Origin of the sequence: Curtobacterium sp. DN_7.5, from assembly GCF_022655355.1 — a bacterium.
GTDB classification, from domain to species: Bacteria; Actinomycetota; Actinomycetes; order Actinomycetales; family Microbacteriaceae; genus Curtobacterium; species Curtobacterium luteum.
Genome location: NZ_CP093378.1, coordinates 3292257 through 3308774 on the forward strand (window position 1 = coordinate 3292257; position 16518 = coordinate 3308774).

The following is a 16518-nucleotide window of genomic DNA, read 5'->3' on the forward strand; positions in this document are numbered from 1 at the left end:
CGCGCTGGCGCGCTGACGCGCCCGTCCACCGGTCTGGAGGCACGGCGCGGGCCCGCACCGCGCCTCCCGTCCGTCGGTGCGGAGCCGAGACCCGGCCCGGTCGCGGAGCCCGCTAGGCGAGCGGCGCGACCGCGACGGGCGCGCCCGTCAGGCGGAGCGCGACCGGCTCGCCGACGACACGTCGGTCGCCGACCGCGTGCTGCACCGCGACGATCGTGTCGTCGTCGAGTCGCACCGTCGTCCGGCGGACGGACCCGAGGAAGCTCGACGAGACGACCGTGCCGGTGACGCCCTCCACCGCGAACGCGACGTCCTCGGGGCGGACGAACGCGGTGACCGGGCCGTCCGCAGCCGAGCGGTCGAGCGCCGGCACGGTGAAGCCGTACACGAACACGTCACCGCCCCGGAGGTCGCCGCGCATCCGGTTCGACTGGCCCACGAAGTCGGCCGTGAACGCCGAGACCGGCGCGCTGTAGAGCTCCTCGGGGGTCCCGATCTGCTCGATGTCCCCGGCGTTCATGACGGCGATCCGGTCGGAGACGGCGAGTGCTTCCTCCTGGTCGTGGGTGACGAAGACCGTGGTGATGCCGAGGTCGCTCTGGATGCGGCGGATCTCGTCGCGGAGCGAGACGCGCACCTTCGCGTCGAGCGCCGACAGCGGTTCGTCGAGCAGGAGCACGCGGGGTCGCGTGACGAGCGCGCGGGCGAGTGCCACACGCTGCTGCTGGCCGCCGGAGAGCTGGTGCGGGAAGCGGTCGGCGAAGTCCGCGAGGTGCACCATGTCGAGTGCGTCGATCACCCGCTCGCGGCGGGCGGCGGCGGGGACCTTCCGCATCTCGAGGCCGAAGGCGACGTTCTGCCGCACCGTCATGTGCGGGAACAGCGAGTACTGCTGGAAGACCATCCCGATGTCGCGGCGGTTGACCGGGACGGTGCCGACGTCCTCCCCGTCGATGCGGATGGTCCCGGCGTCGACGGCCTCGAGTCCGGCGAGTGCGCGGAGTGCCGTGGTCTTGCCGCAACCGGACGGGCCGAGCAGGGAGAGGAACTCCCCGGGACGGACGGAGAGGGAGAGTCCGGCGAGGGCTCGGTGTGCGCCGTAGTGCTTCTCGACCGCGTCGAGCTCGACGGTGGCGCCGGTGCTCGCGAGCGACGCCGGTGCTGCGGGGGCGGTGGTGGTCATGCGGACTCCTTCGGGCTGCGCCGGCGGCGTGCACCGACCCGGCCGATGACGACGAGCAGCAGGAAGCCGAACACGAGCGCGGCGACGGAGAAGATCGCGGCGACGTACGGGTCGGTCTGCTGCACGAGCACGAGCGCGGTCTGGAACGTCGTGCGGGAGAGGAACGAAGCGAGCGTGTACTCGCCGAGGACGACCGTGATGGTGAGGAAGCACGCGGCGGTGATGCCCCGGCGCAGGTTCGGCAGGAGGACCCGCCACGTGACCGTCCACCACGAGGCGCCGAGGGAGCGCGCCGCCTCGGACAGGACGGTCATGTCCATCGCGCTGATGGCGGCGGCGACCGGGCGGAACGCGAACGGCAGCGACACGATCCCGATGGCGAACGCGAGTGTCCACGACCCGGACCCGAGCAGCTGCGCGACGACCTGGTACACGGGGATGAACCCGACGACGAGCACGACGAGCGGCACGGTGATCGGGACGAGGCACACGAACTCGAGCAGGCGGCGGAGCCTCGGGTAGCGGAGCGCGGTGATGATCTGCGCCGGGAGCAGCACGAGGAGGACGATCGCGACGGTGATGGCCGCGATGACGAGCGAGGCGACGAGGCCGTCGAAGACCGGCTGGTAGGTCGTCGCGTTCACCGGGTCGGCGAGCGCGGTGTAGTGGTCGAGGGTGAGCCCGCCGTCCGTGCCCTGGCGGAACGTGAACTGCACGAGGGCGACGAGCGGGACGGCGAACACGAGCCCGACGACGACCAGCACGATCGCGGCGGTGACCCGGGACGGGGCCGGGCCGAAGCGCCCGGGGCGAGCCGTGCCTCCCGGCCGACCCGCGCCCGCGGACCGGGCACGGGCTGCGATCGCTGCGTCCACGGCGGCCGTGCCGCTCACCGCGGTCATCGCTGCCACCGCGCTGCGCGTCGCTGGAGGAGCGCGTAGGCGCCCATGACGACGGCCATGACGACCACCATGCCGAGGGCGAGGACCCCGGCGACGTTCTGCAGCCCGATGATGGTCTCGCTCGTGAGCTGCGCCCGGATCGTCAGCGGGACGATGCCGCCCTGCGAGATGAGCGCCGCGGCGGTCGCGAACGAGGAGAACCCGTTCGCGAACAGGAGCAGCAGCGATCCCCAGAAGGCGGGCGCGAGCACGGGCAGCGCGATGCGCCGCCAGTAGGTCGCACGGGACGCGCCGAGCGTGGCCGCGGCCTCTCCCCACTGCGTCTTGACGCCCTCGAGCGCGGGCATGAACGTGAGGACCATCAGCGGCACCTGGAAGTAGACGTACGGGAGGACGAGCCCGGGGACCGTGTAGAGGAACGCGCCGCCGGCGTTGAGGTCGACGTGGAACACGGACACGAGCCACGTGGTGACGAGGCCCTGCGCACCGATCGTCGCGATGAACGCGAACGCGAGCATGACGCCGCCGAACTGGGCGAGGACGCTGGAGGCGGCGTCGATCATCGAGCGGACGAGCCCGTCGGGTCGGAGTGCGGTGAGCGCCCAGCACACGAGTCCGCCGATCACCGCGCCGATCACCGCGGAGACCGCGGACAGACCGGCGGACGCCCCGAAGGCCCGCAGCACCGTCGGGTCGGCGAAGGCGGCGAGGTTGGCGAAGGTGAACGTGCCGTCGCCGGTGAAGAACCCGCTGCCGACCGCGATGACGGCGGGGACGGCGAGGAACAGCAGGACGTACGCGGCGAACGGGGTGAGGCCGAGCCAGGCGACGCCGCCGCGGCGCCGGACACGGGGTCCGACGCCGCGACGGACGGTGGTACCGGCAGCCGGGGCGGGCGCCGCGGTGGTGGCGGCGGGCCCGGCGGTGACGGGGGCGTGCGCCCCGGGTGCCGATGCGGTGGTCATGCCGGTCAGGACCCCATCGTGGCGGACCACTTGGCGGCCAGGACCTTCGCGGCCGCCGTGACCTGGTCATCGGTCAGCTCGACGTAGTCCTTGGGCATGCCGCCGGCGGCCGAGAGGGCGTCCTGGTCGACCTTGCCCGACTTCTCGAGCGCCGCGAGGGTCGAGGGGAAGGCGCCGGCCTGCAGGTAGAGGTTCTGCACGTCGGGGCTCGCGATGTACTCCTGCCACAGGCGGGCCGCTGCGGGGTGCGGCGCGTCCTTGTTGATGGCCTGCGAGTAGTAGGAGCCGAGCGCCTGGCCCTCGGGGACGACGGTCTTCCAGTTCTTGTTGCCCGATGCGCCGGCGGCCGGTCCCCATGCGAGGTTGTTGTACGACCACTGCACGACGACGGGGGTCTCGCCCGAGGCGACCGTGGCCTGCGTCGGCAGCACGTTCTGGAAGTTGCCGGCCTGCTTCAGCTTGCCGAAGTACTCGACACCCTTGGTGATGTCGTCGGCCGAGCCGCCGTTCTCCAGGGCTGCGAGGTACACCGCCGACGCGGCCTGGTTCGCCTGCGTCGGGTCGCCCGCGATCGAGACCTTGCCCTTGTACTCGGAGCCGAGCAGGTCGTTCAGGTCCTTCGGGGCGTCGGTGATCTTGGACGAGTCGTAGCCGATGGACATCAGGCCGGTGTAGTCACGCGTCCACTTGCCGTCCGCGTCCTTGAGGCTGTCCGGGATGTCCGACCAGTTCGCGACCTTGTAGTCCGTGAGGAGGTCGAGGTTCTGCTGCAGCACCGCGTTGCCGAGGTCGAGCACGTCGGGGGCGGTCGACTGGCCCTTCTGCGACTTCACCGCGGCGACCTCGTCGGCGCTCGAGCCGTTCGGGTTCGCGGAGTTCACCTTGATGCCGTACTCCTTGCTGAAGCCGTCGATGATCTTGCCGTAGTTCGCCCACGACGGCGGCAGCGCGATGACGTTGAGCTGTCCCTCCGCCTTCGCGGCCTTCACGAGGGCGTCCATGCCGCCGGCGGACTGGGCGCTCGTCGCGGTCTTCCAGTCGGAGTCGTCCTTCGTGGACGCGCTGCTCGTCGCCGAGCAACCGGCGAGGGTGACGATCGCGGCGGCCGCGAGGGCGATGCCGGCGAGAGTGCGCTTGTGCTGCACGGGGTGTGCCTTCCGGGTCGGGGTCCGTTCCGCACGACTGTGCGACTCGGTCGGACACGAGGATGACCGGGGCCGGTTTCCGGTCCGCAGCGGCGCGGTGAACGGGGGCCGAACTCTTGCGGCGTGGTCGCTCAGGTGCTTGGCTCGCGCCATGCGGTTCACGACGACGGTCCTGCAGGCACGGACGACGGCCACCGGTCTGCCGGTCCCGCCCGAGGTCATCGAGGCGCTCGGCGCCGGGAAGCGTCCGGCGGTGGTCGTCACGCTGGACGGCGGCTACACCTACCGGTCGACCGTCGGCGTGATGGGGGCGCAGTCGCTCGTCCCGCTCTCGGCAGCACACCGCGAGGCCGCGCGCGTGCAGGCCGGGGACACCGTCGAGGTCACGCTCGAGGTGGACACGACGCCGCGGACGGTCGCCGTGCCGGACGACCTCGCGGCAGCCCTCGACGCGGCCGGGGTGCGGGCGGCGTTCGAGACGCTGTCGAACTCACGGCAGCGGGCGGTGGTGGACCCGGTGCTCGCGGCGAAGGCACCGGAGACGCGGGCGCGCCGGGTGGCGAAGGCCGTGGAGTCGTTGCGGGCCTAGGCGGCCGGGGCTGCCGGGCCAGGGGCGGGCGGAGCCAGGGGCGGGCGGAGCCAGGGGCGGGCGGGGCCAGGGGCGGGCGGGGCCGGGGCCGGATCAGGCGCCGAGCTCGACCAGGACGCGCGGGATCTCCGTGACGAGCTCGCTGGCGACGTAGCCGAGCGGCCCCACCTGCACGGCCAACCGGTCCCCCGCTGCGGCGTGCACGTACGACGACCACGCGACGGCCTGCGCCGGGTCCGCTCCCCACGCGAGCAGCCCGACGATCGCGCCCGAGAGCACGTCGCCGCTGCCGCTCGTCCCGAGACCGCCGGCACCCGTGCCCTTGAGCCAGGTCCGGCCGCGGGGCGTCGCGATGGCGTCACCGAGTGCGACGACCGCGCCGAACCGTTCGGCGATGTCGACGGCGTCCGCGACGGTGTCCTCGCCGCACGCCCGCCCGAGGAGGCGTTCTGCCTCACCGGAGTTCGGCGTCATGACGAGGCGCCCCCGCAACGGCTCGAGTTCCTGTCGGAGGTCAGCCGCGACGCCGAGCGCGAAGGCGTCGAGCACGACGACCGTGTCCGGTCCGACCGCCCGGGCCAGGCTGCCCACCAGGTCCCGCGTCCCGTCCGGCTCGTCGAGCCCCGGGCCGATCAGCACGGCGTCGGCGCTGGCGGCCACGTCCGCGATGCCGTCACCGGCGCCGATCGCGACGTGGCCGTCGGCATCCTCGTCGAGGGGCTCCACCCCCGACTCGGGGACCGCGACCGCGACCGTCGACGCCACGCTCCGCGCGACGGCGAGAGTGAGGCGCCCGGCTCCGACCCGCAGGGCGGCGAGCGCCGAGAGCACGGCTGCGCCCGGCGTCCGTGCCGCGCCGCCGACGACGAGGACCTGCCCGCGACCGTACTTGCCGACCCCGGCCTCGGGGAGTGCCCAGTCACGGAGGAAGTTCGGGGTGATGGGGTCAGCGGACACGCGCATCGTCCTTCCGGCCACCGTGCTCGGTGACCTCGTCGTCGTCGAGGTGGCCGACCGAGGAGAACTCCTCGAGCGACCACGGGGCACCGACGGCATCGCGTCGGAGTCGGGTGAGCGAGGCGTTCGCCACCGTGTGCGTGCGGGCGAACTCGGTGAGGGCGGGTTCGTCGAGGTCGAGGCACACGGCGACGGTCAGCATGACGACGGCGTCGTGGGCGGCGACGACGAGCCGGTCGGTGTCCTCGAGCCGGTCGATGTCGACGAGCGCGGACCGGAGCCGCAGCATCACGTCGGCCCACGACTCCCCGCCCGCCGGCCGGTGGTAGTACTTGCCGAGCCACTCGCGACGGCGCTCCTCGTCGGGGTACCGGTTCCGGACACCCTGCCGGGTGAGCAGGTCGAGCACACCGAGCTCACGGTCGCGGAGCCGTTCGTCGGTGCGACGTGCCGGTTCGGCGAGCGCGCCGTGCTCGAGCGCGATCGTGATGGTCTGCTGCGCACGGAGGTACGGCGACACCCAGAGCGCGACGGGCACGTCGTCGAGGCCCCGGTCGGCGAGCTCGGTGCCGAGTGCACGGGACTGCCGCTCCCCGAGTGGGCTCAGGGGGACGTCGGCGTCCCGGTGCCCCGCGTCGATGACGTCAGCCCCGTCGGCCTCGGCGCGGGCGGCCGCGACGTTCGCCTCGGACTCGCCGTGCCGCACGAGCCAGATCTCCCTGACAGCCATGCGCGCCACGGTAGTGATCCGCACCTGGACCGGTTCGCCGCCGCACGTCGCGAGCGCTGCGGACCTCCGACCAGGTACGCCCGGGATGACCGGGTACGCCCGGGACGATCAGGTACGCCATCGCCCCCTCCCACCCCACACCCACGGACGCAACGCGGCGCCGGGGGAACGCACCCGAGCTCCCCCGACGCCGCAGCCTCGCGCGCGGACCGCGGACCGCGGACCGCGCCCCGCGCCCCGCCGGCCCCGCTGCCTCGGGACCGGCGGGACCCCGCTAGGCCCGCCGGACCCGCAGCGTGACGATCTCGAACGGTCGCAGGGTCAGCACGACCGGCTCGCCGGCGCCCCACGACGACGCCTCGACCGGACGCTCGAGCAGGTCGACCGCGGTGACCGACGCGACGTCGAACCCGAACGACACCCCGACGTCCGTCGCGCGTCCGCCGGCGGCCTCGTAGAGCCGCACGACGACGTCCCCGGAGCGGTCCTCGGCGAGCTTCACGGCCTCGACGAACACCTGCGGCGACGACACGGTCACGAGCGGGTCGACCGTGGTGGTCCCGGGAACCGACCGCACCGGCAGGTTCAGCCGGTACCCGGAGTCGGCGGCCTCGAGCGCCGTGGCGCCGACCCGCAGCACCGTGCGGAAGACGTGGTGTCCCTGGTCCGCGTCCGGGTCGGGGAACGTCGGCGCCCGCAGGAGCGACTCGCGTACGAGGGTCGTGGTGCCGCCGTCCTCCCGCGTGGCACGGGTGATGTCGTGCCCGTAGGTGGAGTCGTTCGCGACCGCGACACCGAAGCCTGCCTCGGCGACGTGGACCCAGCGGTGGGCGCTCGTCTCGAAGCGGGCGGAGTCCCACGACGTGTTCTGGTGCGTCGGACGGTCGATGTGCCCGAACTGGATCTCGCTCGAGGCGACGCTCGCGCGGACGTCGAGCGGGAACGCGAGCTTGAGCAGCTTCTGGTGCTCGTGCCAGTCGACCTCGGTCTCGATGTGCAGTTCCGCCTCGCCGTCGACGGCCGAGAAGCGGGTGGTGATCGTCGACGACCCGAACGCGCGCGACACGACGACGGTGTCGCCGTCGACCGTCACGTCGGAGGCGGTCAGGACCGTGCCGTTGCGCTGGTAGGCGCGGTCGATGTCCCACGCCTCCCACTGGTTCGGGGTGTCGCGGAACACCGTGTACTCCGCGCCGGCGGACCCGGGGGCGATCGCGTCGCGGCCGCTGTCGTTCGCCGTGAGGGACACGACGTGTCCGGCCCCGTCGATGGTCGCGGTGACCACGCCGGTGTCGAACACGAGGTGGTCGCCGTGTCGGACGGGAGGCACGGCGCGCGCCTCGTCCGTCGGCGAACCACCCAGGGCGGTCACCCCGCCCGCCGCGACCGGGGACGCGTTGAAGCGGACGAGTCGCCCGTCGGCACCGCCGGCCGTGCTCGCGGGGCCGGCGGCGGGGGCGTCGAGGAGGCCCGTGGCGCCGCCCTCGGTCGCCGCTGCGGACGCGCCGACCCCGGCGAGCGCCGCGGCGCCGCCGTTCGCGAGCGCGGTGGTCGCGGTGCTGATGAGCCCCTCGAGGACCTCGGCGACGCGGGCGTAGTTCGCCTCGGCGACCTCGTACACCCAGGCGATCGACGACCCCGGCAGGATGTCGTGGAACTGCTGGAGGAGGACGGTGTGCCAGGCCTCCTCGAGCTCCTCGTACGGGTAGTCGAGCCCGTGCCGGACCGCCGCGGTGGCGGCCCAGAGCTCGGCCTCGCGGAGCAGGTGCTCGGAGCGACGGTTGCCCTGCTTCGTCCGGACCTGCGACGTGTAGGTGCCGCGGTGGAACTCGAGGTACATCTCGCCGGACCACACGGCGGGTTCGGGCAGGACGCGCTCGAGTTCCTCGAACACGTCGGCGGGTGTGCCGAGCGTCACCCGGGGTGAGCCGTCGAGGTCGTGCTGCCGTCGGGCCGCCGCGACCATCTCGCGGGTGGGACCGCCGCCGCCGTCCCCGAACCCGTAGAGCAGCATCGCCGTGTTCGCGACGCCGCGCTCCTTGTTCTGCCGCTCGCCGCGGTGCAGGTCGGCGGGCGAGACGTCCGAGTTGTAGGTGTCCGCCGGGGGCAGGTGCGTGAGGACCCGGGAGCCGTCGATGCCCTCCCAGTGGAACGAGGTGTGCGGGATGACGTTCGTCTCGTTCCACGACGGCTTCTGCGTGACGAACCACTTCGAGCCCGCGGCCCGGACGATCTGCGGCAGGGCGCCGGAGTAGCCGAACGAGTCGGGCAGCCAGGCCTCGGGGGTGTCGATGCCGAACTCCTCGAGGAACAGCCGCTTGCCGGCGACGAACTGCCGGGCGAGGGCCTCGCCGCCGGGGAGGTTCGTGTCCGACTCGACCCACATGCCGCCGACCGGGATCCACCGGCCCTCGGCGACGCGCTGCTTGATCCGCTCCCAGATCGACGGGTAGCCGTCACGGATCCAGGCGTACTGCTGCGCGGACGAGCAGGCGAACGTGAAGTCGGGGTCCCGGTCCATCAGGTCGAGCACGTTCGAGAACGTCCGGGCGCACTTGCGGATCGTCTCGCGGACGGGCCACAGCCACGCCGAGTCGATGTGGGCGTGCCCGACGGCGATCGCGCGCTGGGCCGAGCCGGAGGCGCCGACGGCGAGCAGGGGTGCGAGGACCTCGCGGGCTGCGGCGGCCGTGCCGGCGACGTCGTCCGGATCGAGGGCGTCGGCGGCGCGCTCGAGTCCGCGCAGGATGTCCGCGCCCCGGGTGCCGTCGGTCGGCAGCTCGGCCATGAGTCCGCGGAGCACCCAGAAGTCCTGCTGGAGCTCCCACACGGTGTCGTCGCGCTCGACGAGCTCGATCCGTCGGACGAGGTAGATCGGGTCGGAGCCGGCGGTGGCCTTCGAGCCGAGCGGGGTCGCGCCCTGGAACTCGTCGCCGCCGATGTCCGGGTTGGCCGCGGCCTCGACGTAGAGCTCGAAGGACCCGCCCGGGCCGACCTCGAGCGGGACGGTGTCGTTGAGCGGCTCGATGCCCTTGATCGTGGTGCCGTCCGGCCGCCAGGCGAGGCCCTCGGCCTGGAACCCCGGCTGCCGCTTCGTGAACCCGAGGTCCACGAGCAGTTCGGCGGTGGTGCCGGACGCGGTGCCGAAGTCGTCCGGGACGGTGCCGCGGATGCGGAACCAGGTGGTGCCCCAGGGCCTCCCGCCCCAGGCGCCGCCGTCGAACGGCGTGTAGTCGGCGGCGACCGCGGTGGCGAACGGCACCGGTTCGTCGGGCACCTGCCACGCGTCGACCGTCACCGGCGCCGAGCGACGGTGCACGGCGGGGTCGATGCGGTCGCGGACCAGCCGGGCGATGCGGGCGTGGACGAGCGGTTCGTCGGAGTGCATGGAGGAGTCTCCTTCTGTCTCAGCCCTTGATGCCGCCGGCGAGGGCGTTGCCGCCGCCGAGGCCCCGGGACACGAGGACGTAGAGGGCGATGACCGGGACGGAGTACACGATCGAGAACGCGGCGAGCTGCCCGTACGCGACGGCGCCGTTCTGGCCGAAGAAGTTGAAGATGCTGACCGCGGCCGGCTGCTTCTCGGGCGAGAGGAGCAGCACGAAGGGGACGAAGAAGTTCCCCCACGCCTGGATGAACACGAAGATGAACACCACGGCGATGCCCGGGCGCATGAGCGGGATGACGATCCGCCACAGCGTCGTGAGCATCGAGGCGCCGTCGGTCCACGCCGCCTCTTCGAGGGAGACCGGCACCGAGTCCATGAAGTTCTTCGCCATCCAGATGGCCATCGGCAGGCTGGTCGCGGCGAGGAAGAAGATGCAGCCCCACACGTTGTCGATGAGGTTGAGCGACACGAACAGCGCGTAGACGGGGACCATCATCGCGGTGATCGGCAGGCCGGTGCCGAACAGGATGCTGTACAGGAACGGCTTGTTCACCCGCATCTTGTACCGGGACAGCGGGTAGGCGGCGAGGATCGCGACGACGACCGTGACGACCGCCGTGCCGCCGGAGAGCAGCAGGCTGTTCCCGAGCGGGATGAACGACAGGTCGGGGGTGAGCACCTTCGCGAAGTTGTCGAGCGTGAACTGCGTCGGCATCTTCACGGACAGCGACGCCTGCGTGTCGAGCGAGGCGAGCACGAGCCACAGCAGCGGAACGGCGAAGCACACGGCGATGACGAGCAGCACGACGTTCGACACCCAGCGCATCGTGCGTCCGCGCGGGGAGGTCATGTGGAGTGCGCCGGGGGCGGTCACCGCCCGGGTGGCGTTCGCGACCGGGCGGTCGGCAGTGAGGGCCATGGTCAGTCCACCTCCGGCTTCAGTGCCTTGATGTAGATGATCGAGAAGACCGCGCCGACGATGAGCAGGATCGTCGCGATCGCCGTCCCGAAGCCGAGCTGCGAGAACTTGAACGCCTCCTGGTACGCCAGGATCGGCAGCGTCGACGAGTTCGTGCCGGGGCCGCCGCCCGTCATCACGAAGATGAGCGTGAAGACCGACAGCGTCTGCAGCGTCGTCAGCATGAGGTTCGTCGAGATCGAGCGTCGGATCACGGGGATCGTGATGTACACGAGCCGCTGCCATCCGGCCGCGCCGTCGACCTCGGCGGACTCGGTGATCTCCTCGGGGACCTCCTGCACGGCGGCCGAGTAGACGAGCATCGAGAACGCGGTCCCGCGCCAGATGTTCGCGAGGATGACCGAGAGCATCGGGAACGTGTAGAGCCAGTTCGGCCCGCTGATCCCGAAGACCTTGAGGAACTCGTTGAGCGTGCCCTGGTCGTTGAAGAACGCGTAGGCCGCGAACGACGCCACGATCTCGGGGAGCACCCACGCGGCGACCACGAAGGTGCCGACGATCGACCGCACGATCTTGTTGGCGCTGCGCATGAGGAGCGCGAGCCCGAGGCCGAGCACGTTCTGCCCGACGACGGCCGAGGCGAAGAGGAAGACGATGGTGAGGACGACGGACTTCGGGAAGTCCGGGTCCTGGAAGAGCTCGACGTAGTTCTTCAGCCCGACGAACTGCTGGTCGGAGGCCCCGACGCCGGTGAGCGCCGAGTTGGTGAACGACCCGTAGAACGACGAGATGACGGGGCCGAGCAGGAAGATGACGAGGAGGACGACGGCCGGCAGGAGGGGGACGGCCCGTCCGACGTTCCGCATCGGCTTCCGCTTGCGCGGTGCCGGCGGGTCGGTGCGCTGCGGCGCACCGGGCGCCGACAGCGTCGGCGCGAGGGGGGTACTGGACACGGTTGGTTGCCTTCCGGGTGCGGAGAGGGTTCCGAAGGTGGGGGGTGACGGACGGGAGGCGCGGCGCACGACGCGAGCCGCGCCTCCCGTCCGTCAGGTGGTGACGTCCGTCAGCCGGCCGAGACGGTGTTGTCCTTGCCGACGACCTGCTCGACGGCCTGGTCGTAGGCGGCAGCGGCCTGCTTCGGTGTCTGCTGACCGGTCATGACGGACTCCATCGCGACCTGGATGGCGTTCGAGACCTGCGAGTAGTCGCTCGTCGCCGGGCGGAAGTTGGTGTGCTCCACCAGCCCGGAGAAGAACTTGAACGTGGGGTTCGCGTCCGTGTAGGCGCTGTCCTCGGCGACGTCCTTGCGGACGGCGATCTGGCTGTTCTCGGTGTCGTACTTGAGCGAGCCGTCCTTGTCGAGGAACTTCGCGATGAAGTCGAACGCGGCCTGCGGGTTCTTCGAGTTCTTGCCGATCGCGAGCGTCCAACCACCCGACATCGAGTTGTAGCCCGGTTCCTGGCCGTTCTGGGTCGGGAACGCTGCCTGGCCCATCACGTCGTTCCACTTCGCCCACGGGGCGGTACCCGTCTTGAGCCACGTGCCGGACTGCCACGAACCGTCGAGGTCGATCGCGAGCTTGCCCTGCGGCAGCCACGTCTGCGCGATGGTCGTGCCGACGTTGGTGTCGAGCGCCTGCTGCGGTGTCGGGCCGAGGCCGCCCTGGTAGACGTCCTTGACGAACTGGAGCGAGTCCTGGAACTGCTTCGAGCCCGTCACCCACTTCTTGTCCTTGTAGAGGGTGTTGCCGGCACCGTCCGCCCCGTAGAGGAGCATCTCGAAGCCCTGCATGGTCGAGGCCTCACCCTGCGCCTTGCCCGAGTAGATGTTGAACGGGATGACGCCGGAGTCCTTCTCCTTGATGGTCTTCGCGGCGGCGAGCACGTCGTCCCAGGTCTTCGGCTGCCACGGGACCGGCAGGCCGACCTTCTTGAAGATGTCCTTGTTGTACCAGAGCGCCCGGGTGTCGGTGCCCATCGAGACGCCGTAGGTCTTGCCGTCGACGCCCTCACCGGCCTGCTTGGCGTTGTCGTAGAACTGGTCCCAGTCCTTCCACTTCGCCGTGTACTCGTCGAGGGGCAGGAGGTACCCGGCCTGGGCATCCGCCTTGATGAGGAAGGTGTCCTCGTACATGACGTCGGGGGCGGTCGCCGGCGCCTTGTTCATGAGCGCGAGCTTCGTGTAGTAGTCGTTGCCCTGCGCCTGGATCGGCACGAGGGTGACCTTCTTGCCCGGGTACTCCTTCTCGTACGCCGTCTTGACTTCCTTCATCTGGGCGTCGAGCTGCTGGAAGGCGCCGAACTTCTGGTAGGCGATCTTGATCGTGTTGCTCGAGGCGGAGCCTGAGCTGGAACAGCCCGCCAGCCCGACCGCGGCGACTGCCACGGCTGCGAGGCCGGCGATGATTCGGGTGCGGCGTTTCATCGGTGCTCCTTTGCACGGGATGTCCGCGGGCTCCGTCACCCGCGCGCAGGATTAGTCCACCGTATTGACTTATCCGTGTCAAGAGCGGATTTCGGGCGTTCGGGTCGCGAACCGTGTCGGGGCGGCGGTCGTGTCGGGCCGGCGGTCGTGCCGGGCCGGCGGTCGTCCGGGCCGGCGGTGGTGTCGCGCCGGCGGTCGTGTCAGGCCGGCGGTCGTATCGGGCCGGCGGTCTCGGAACGACGTCCTCGATGTCGTGCGACAACGGTGGCGTCGTTCATTGCGCCCGTGTGGAGCCCGCGTCCGCAAGGGACGACACCGCCGTCGTCGAACGACGACGGCACGGTCGTTCCGCGTCGGCGCCGCATCGACATCGGCCGCGGCGACCTCGCCGACCCGACCCGACCCGCTCAGCGCCGGATCAGCAGCGTGCTCGCCCGCGGCGACAGCGCGGCGTCGAGCACGAGGCACGCCGCCCCCACGGCCGCGACGTCCGCACCACGGTCGGTGTCCTCGACGGCGATCGGGTGCTTGGGCACGAGCAACGGCGAGTCGACGATGGCGGACCGGGCAGCGGGCAGCGCCGCCGAGGCGATCCGCGACCAGAACGGCCCGCCGAACACCACGCGGTCGAGGTCGAGCAGGTTCACGATGAGCACCGCCGCGTTCCCCATCGCCCGTCCGGTGTCGGCCGCGAGCGCGCAGGCCTCCTCGTCCCCCGCGGCGATCGCGGCCGCGAGCACGTCCCACGCCCGGTCGACGGAGGCGGCGTCCGACACCGGCCCGAGGTCGAGCCCGCGGGCGGCGGCGACCTGCACGAGCCGGTCGGGTGCCACCGCGGCACCGACCTCGCCCCGCGTGCCCGAGCCGTCCGGGGTCCCCGCGAGCGGCCCCTGGTCGACCATGATGTGTCCGGCGTCACCCGCGTTCGACCCCACACCCCGGACGGGCTCGTGGTCGAGGACGAGTCCGACGCCGAAGCCGGTCCCGAAGTACACGAACGCGAAGTTCCGGGCGGCGGACTCGCCCGCGAGGAACATCTCGCCGACCGCGGCCGCGGTGACGTCCTTCTCGAGCAGCACCGGGTAGCCCGTGGCCCCGGCCAGGGCGTCCCGCAGGGGCACGTCCCGCCACCGGGGCAGGAACGGCGGGTCGAGGACGACGCCGGCCTCCGCGTCGATCGGCCCCGGGCTCGCCACGCCCACCCCGAGCACCGCGTCCACGTCCACCCGCGCCCCGGTCACCAGGGCGTCGACGGCGCCGGCGATGGTCCGGACCACCTCGGCGGGGTCGTCCGCGCTCGGCGTGGAGGTGGTGCTCTGCGCGACCACCGTGCCGGCCAGGTCGAGCAGCACGTAGGTGACGATCGCAGGGTCGACGTGCACGCCGACCGCGTACCGGCTGGCCGCCTCGAGCCGCAGGATCGTCCGGGGCTTGCCACGGCCGGAGACGACCGTGCCGGACTCGACGATCATCCCGGCCTCGATGAGGAACCGCGTGACGTTGGAGACCGTCTGCGCGCTCAGCCCCGTGCGCCCGGCGAGTTCCACGCGGCTCAGGCCCTCCGGCGAGCGTCGGACCGCGTCGAGCACGACCGTGCGGTTGAAACCCCCGATCGACGGGAGGTTCGCCCCACGCCGGTGCTCTGTCATGCCGCGACCATACCGCGCCGGTCCGCCCGACCCGGCGGTCACAACGGTGCGGTATCGGAGTGCACGGTGCACTGGCCCCCGGACTGGCCGCACGGATACCCTGGCGACATGGCCGAACTCCGTCTCGAACAGCTCTCCGCAGCGACCGCCGCCGCGGCCAACTCCCTGACGCTGAAGCCGGGGCAGGAACAGTTCGTGCAGCCGACGACGTACGCTCAGGCCGAGTCGGACGTGAAGCCCAGCTCCGCGTGGACGCGCGTGGTCCTCGACGGCGACGAGGTGGTCGGCATGATCATCGGCACCTTCGACGCGGACAACTCGGAGGAAGAGCTCCGGAGCGCCATCTGGCGCGTCAACGTCGCGGCGAGCGCACAGGGCCGGGGGGTCGGTCGCTTCGCCGTGCACGGCCTCGCGGAAGAAGCCCGCAGTCGTGGGTTCGAGCGGCTCACGGTCGTGTACGAGCCCGGCGGCGACGACAGCCCCGAGGCCTTCTTCCGCGCGATCGGCTTCGAGGTCCTCCGCGAGACCCAGTACGGCGACCACTTCGCGGTGCTCACCCTCGGGTGACCGCTGCCCCGCGCGAGCCGGTCGACTTCGGCGCGGCGGTCGCCGACGTGGTCCGCTCGATCCCGTCCGGCCGGGTCATGACCTACGGCGACGTGGCCGCGGTGCTCGGGTCACGTGCCTCGCGCGCGGTCGGCAAGGTGATGGCCCACGAGGGCGCCGCCCTGCCCTGGTGGCGCGTGGTCCGGTCCGGCGGACACCCGCCGGTGCACCACGAGGCCCGAGCGCTCGAGCACTACCGTGTCGAGGGCACCCCCCTCGTGCACGGGGCCACGGCCTGGAGGCTCGACATGCGTCGAGCGCGCTGGTCGCCCGACCAGGGTGGCAGGTCGGGCACCGCGACCGGCGGGGCGGACGCAGGCCGTGCCTCCAGGCCGGACCCCGGCTACGACCCGACGGACCCGGGGTTCCCGACCGACCCGTTCTGAGCGGCCGCGTCGAGGGGCGCACCGTCCGGCCCGGGCACACCCGCACCGGACCCAACCGCCACCGCGGCCGTGGCGGCGACGTCCGTGACCCCGCCCGACTCCGTGGGCCGCAGGTCGCGGATGCGCCGCGCCGGGACGCCGGCGTAGAGGCCGCCGGAGCGGAGGCGGCCGGCCACGACGGCGCCCGCCGCGACGACCACGTCGTCCTCGACGACCGCGCCGGGGAGCACCATCGTGCGGGCGCCGATCCAGACCCGTTCACCGATGGCGACCCCGCGTCCAGAGGCCGTCCGGTCCCAGTCACCGGTGGCGTCGATGCCGTGGTGGCTGGTGACGATGAGGACCTGCATGCCGATCGCGGTGTCGTCGCCGATGGTCACGGGCGCGACGGCCTCGATCGAGACGTGCTTGTTGCAGAAGACACCGGTGCCGATGGTGAGGTTCCGCGCCGACCCGGTCAGGGCGAACCCGACGCCGGGACCGGACCCGACGTGGGCGCCGGCGAGGTTGAGCAGCGCCCGCCGGACGACCCTGGGGATCAGGGCCGACCCGAGCAGGGTGCTGAAGAGGACGTGCTCGGTGCCGTACGTCAGGTCTTCCCGCAGGCGCGCGGTGGGGCTGCTCGGAGAGTGGGTCACACGCGAACAGTAGGACCGCGACGTGTCCGGGACCTC

General features: G+C 72.1%; 15 protein-coding genes. 3 read left to right on the forward strand and 12 right to left on the reverse strand.

Features of this window, described 5'->3' with window-relative positions:
- Positions 1–112: 112 nt before the first annotated feature.
- From MON03_RS15495 to MON03_RS15510, 4 genes are read right to left on the reverse strand one after another with little or no spacing between them, the layout of a single operon-like run.
- Positions 113–1183, reverse strand: a complete 1071-nt coding sequence (locus MON03_RS15495) for an ABC transporter ATP-binding protein (protein WP_242089342.1) — start codon at positions 1181–1183, stop codon at positions 113–115.
- On the reverse strand, positions 1180–2085 hold the full coding sequence (locus tag MON03_RS15500) for an ABC transporter permease (RefSeq protein WP_175327665.1): 906 nt from the start codon (positions 2083–2085) through the stop codon (positions 1180–1182). The genes MON03_RS15495 and MON03_RS15500 overlap by 4 nt, the downstream gene beginning before the upstream one ends.
- Complete coding sequence (locus tag MON03_RS15505; protein ID WP_175327617.1) at positions 2082–3050, reverse strand: ABC transporter permease; 969 nt, start codon at positions 3048–3050, stop codon at positions 2082–2084. Before MON03_RS15505 ends, MON03_RS15500 begins: the two co-directional genes overlap by 4 nt.
- A 5-nt stretch (positions 3051–3055) precedes the next feature.
- Positions 3056–4195, reverse strand: coding sequence for an ABC transporter substrate-binding protein (locus MON03_RS15510; RefSeq protein ID WP_175327616.1), 1140 nt, complete (start codon positions 4193–4195; stop codon positions 3056–3058).
- 151 nt (positions 4196–4346) lie between these two features.
- Here MON03_RS15510 and MON03_RS15515 point away from each other — a divergent pair, with 151 nt between their 5' ends.
- Positions 4347–4784, forward strand: a complete 438-nt coding sequence (locus MON03_RS15515) for a YdeI/OmpD-associated family protein (RefSeq protein WP_175327615.1) — start codon at positions 4347–4349, stop codon at positions 4782–4784.
- A 93-nt stretch (positions 4785–4877) separates the two neighbouring features.
- Here the strand turns inward: MON03_RS15515 and MON03_RS15520 are convergent, their stop codons facing one another.
- The 7 genes from MON03_RS15520 to MON03_RS15550 form a co-directional block, all read right to left on the reverse strand.
- Positions 4878–5747, reverse strand: coding sequence for an NAD(P)H-hydrate dehydratase (locus MON03_RS15520; RefSeq protein WP_242089344.1), 870 nt, complete (start codon positions 5745–5747; stop codon positions 4878–4880).
- Entirely contained in the window at positions 5731–6471 is a 741-nt protein-coding gene (locus tag MON03_RS15525) for a histidine phosphatase family protein (protein WP_242089346.1), read from the reverse strand. Before MON03_RS15525 ends, MON03_RS15520 begins: the two co-directional genes overlap by 17 nt.
- 274 nt (positions 6472–6745) lie before the next feature.
- Complete coding sequence (locus tag MON03_RS15530) at positions 6746–9859, reverse strand: alpha-mannosidase (RefSeq protein ID WP_242089347.1); 3114 nt, start codon at positions 9857–9859, stop codon at positions 6746–6748.
- A gap of 19 nt (positions 9860–9878) precedes the next feature.
- Positions 9879–10778, reverse strand: a complete 900-nt coding sequence (locus tag MON03_RS15535; RefSeq protein WP_022903177.1) for a carbohydrate ABC transporter permease — start codon at positions 10776–10778, stop codon at positions 9879–9881.
- Positions 10779–10780: 2 nt separating this feature from the next.
- Complete coding sequence (locus tag MON03_RS15540; protein ID WP_502798676.1) at positions 10781–11731, reverse strand: carbohydrate ABC transporter permease; 951 nt, start codon at positions 11729–11731, stop codon at positions 10781–10783.
- A 110-nt stretch (positions 11732–11841) separates the two neighbouring features.
- Positions 11842–13203, reverse strand: coding sequence for an extracellular solute-binding protein (locus tag MON03_RS15545; protein ID WP_175327612.1), 1362 nt, complete (start codon positions 13201–13203; stop codon positions 11842–11844).
- Positions 13204–13610: 407 nt separating this feature from the next.
- Positions 13611–14852: an ROK family transcriptional regulator gene (locus MON03_RS15550; protein WP_242089350.1), complete on the reverse strand. Its 1242-nt coding sequence runs from the start codon at positions 14850–14852 to the stop codon at positions 13611–13613.
- A 108-nt stretch (positions 14853–14960) separates the two neighbouring features.
- Between MON03_RS15550 and MON03_RS15555 the strand changes: the two genes are divergently transcribed.
- Complete coding sequence (locus MON03_RS15555) at positions 14961–15419, forward strand: GNAT family N-acetyltransferase (RefSeq protein WP_022903173.1); 459 nt, start codon at positions 14961–14963, stop codon at positions 15417–15419.
- Complete coding sequence (locus MON03_RS15560) at positions 15416–15844, forward strand: MGMT family protein (RefSeq protein WP_242089352.1); 429 nt, start codon at positions 15416–15418, stop codon at positions 15842–15844. Before MON03_RS15555 ends, MON03_RS15560 begins: the two co-directional genes overlap by 4 nt.
- Here the strand turns inward: MON03_RS15560 and MON03_RS15565 are convergent.
- Complete coding sequence (locus tag MON03_RS15565; RefSeq protein WP_242089354.1) at positions 15802–16482, reverse strand: acyltransferase; 681 nt, start codon at positions 16480–16482, stop codon at positions 15802–15804. The genes MON03_RS15560 and MON03_RS15565 overlap by 43 nt on opposite strands.
- Positions 16483–16518: the final 36 nt, after the last annotated feature.